This is a genomic window from Nguyenibacter vanlangensis (genome assembly GCF_013376155.1).
Lineage (GTDB): Bacteria > Pseudomonadota > Alphaproteobacteria > Acetobacterales > Acetobacteraceae > Gluconacetobacter > Gluconacetobacter vanlangensis.
Genome location: NZ_JABXXP010000579.1, coordinates 1 through 1780, shown reverse-complemented (window position 1 = coordinate 1780; position 1780 = coordinate 1). Strand labels below are relative to the sequence as shown.

Genomic DNA, 1780 nt, shown 5'->3' with positions numbered 1-1780 from the left:
GAAAGCCTGGCCGCCGCCCGCGCCGCCGACCGTGCCTTCGACCGCTGGGCACGCACCAACACCCATCCCCACCGGCATCCCGGCTATATCTCCGCCGTCATCTCGCTCAAGCCCGACGGCGGCATCCCGGGCGACGCCACCGCGGCGCAGATGGACCGCATCGCCGACCTCGCCGACCGCTTCTCGTTCGGCGAAATCCGCATCACCCACATGCAGAACATCGTGCTGGGCCATGTCCGGCAGGACCAGCTCCACGCCTTGTGGCAGGAGCTGCGCGCCGTGGGTCTCGCCACCGCCAATATCGGGCTGATCGGCGACATCATCGCCTGCCCCGGACTCGATTATTGCTCGCTGGCCAATGCCCGCTCGATCCCGATCGCGCAGAAGCTCAGCGCCCGCTTCGCCAGCCCCGAACTGCAGGAAACCATCGGCGACCTGCAGATCAAGATCTCGGGCTGCATCAATGCCTGTGGCCACCACCATGCCGGCCATATCGGCATCCTGGGCGTGGACAAGAAAGGCGAGGAATTCTTCCAGCTCACCCTGGGCGGCTCGGCCGGCAACGATGCCGCCGTCGGCCAGATCCTGGGCCCGGCTCTGCCCGAGGACGCGACGGTCGACGCCATCGCCCGCCTGGTCGACGCCTATCTGGTCCACCGCAACACGGGCGAGCGTTTCCTGGACACCTACCGGCGGCTCGGCGCCGCGCTTTTCAAGGATGCCGTCTATGCCGTTGCTTGAAAACGGACAGGTCGTCGAAGACCCCTGGACCATGATCGGCCCCGACGACCCGCTGCCCCCCACGGGCGCGGTGCCCAAGAATGCAGTCATCGTGCCGCTCTCCCGGCTCGAGGAAGGGCTGGCCCGCCCCCCCGGCGGCAAGCTGGGCGTCGCCCTGGCCCCGGATGACGAAATCGCCGTCCTGCGCACCGCCCTGCCCCGGCTGGCGCTGGTCGCCGTCACCTTTCCCACCTTCCGCGACGGCCGCGCCTTCAGCCAGTGCCGCGCCTTGCGCGAACATCTGGACTTCCCGGGCGAAATCCGCGTCACCGGTCGCCCCTTGCCGGACCAGTACGAATTCCTGCTGCGCTGCGGCGCCTCCACCGTCCTGCTGCCCGAAGGCGACGATCCCGCGACCTGGGCCCGCGCCCATGCGCGCTTCACCACCGCCTACCAGCCGGCGGTGCGCGACGAACGGGCCGAAGGCTTCGGACTGCGCCGTCTCCTGGGCCGCCTCCCGGCCTGAGCCCTTCCGCCCGGCGGTCGCCCATGCTACCGCCGGGCCATGACACGTCTTCCCGCCCGCCGATGCTGAAGCGCCTCCTGTCCGGAAGGCCCGGTCGCGCCCCGGCCTTCCGCGTTCTGGCCATCGCCGCGCTGCGCGCCTATCTGGGCTTCGCCCTGCGCACCACGCGCTGGACGTTCGACATCCACCCCGACGCCGCCCCCCTGCTGACCGGCAGGGACGGACAAACCGCCCTGGTGGCCTTCTGGCATGAAACGCTGGTGCTTACCCCGGCCCTGTGGTGGTGGGCCCGGTCGCAGAACCCGTCCCTGCGCCTGCATGTGCTGATCAGCCGCAACCGCGACGGGCAGATGATCACCGACATCGTCGCCCCATGGGGGATCGCGGCCATCGCCGGCTCGACCGACCGCAAGGACAAGAGCAGGAACGGGGGCCGGAAGGAAAGCAAGGGCGGGGCCGCCGCCTTGCGTCGCCTGCTCGACTGCCTGCGCGCGGGCAGCCTGGTCGTGATCACCCCCGACGGCCCGCGCGGCC

At 70.4% G+C, this 1780-nt stretch carries 2 protein-coding genes and 1 pseudogene; all 3 read left to right on the top strand.

What is annotated here, in order from left to right; translation table 11 throughout:
* Nucleotides 1–741 (top strand): annotated as a pseudogene (locus HUK84_RS16865) (nitrite/sulfite reductase); the annotation flags it as partial.
* Nucleotides 728–1246: a DUF934 domain-containing protein gene (locus HUK84_RS16860; RefSeq protein WP_176641306.1), complete on the top strand. Its 519-nt coding sequence runs from the start codon at nucleotides 728–730 to the stop codon at nucleotides 1244–1246. The pseudogene HUK84_RS16865 and the gene HUK84_RS16860, both read left to right, overlap by 14 nt.
* A 62-nt stretch (nucleotides 1247–1308) precedes the next feature.
* The coding region (locus HUK84_RS16855; RefSeq protein ID WP_176641305.1) for a DUF374 domain-containing protein at nucleotides 1309–1780 on the top strand (472 nt) is incomplete at its 3' end.

Bases quoted from the DNA above. Each gene is read 5' to 3' on its own strand.
- HUK84_RS16860 (WP_176641306.1), top strand. From the start codon at position 728: ATGCCGTTGCTTGAAAACGGACAGGTCGTCGAAGACCCCTGGACCATG.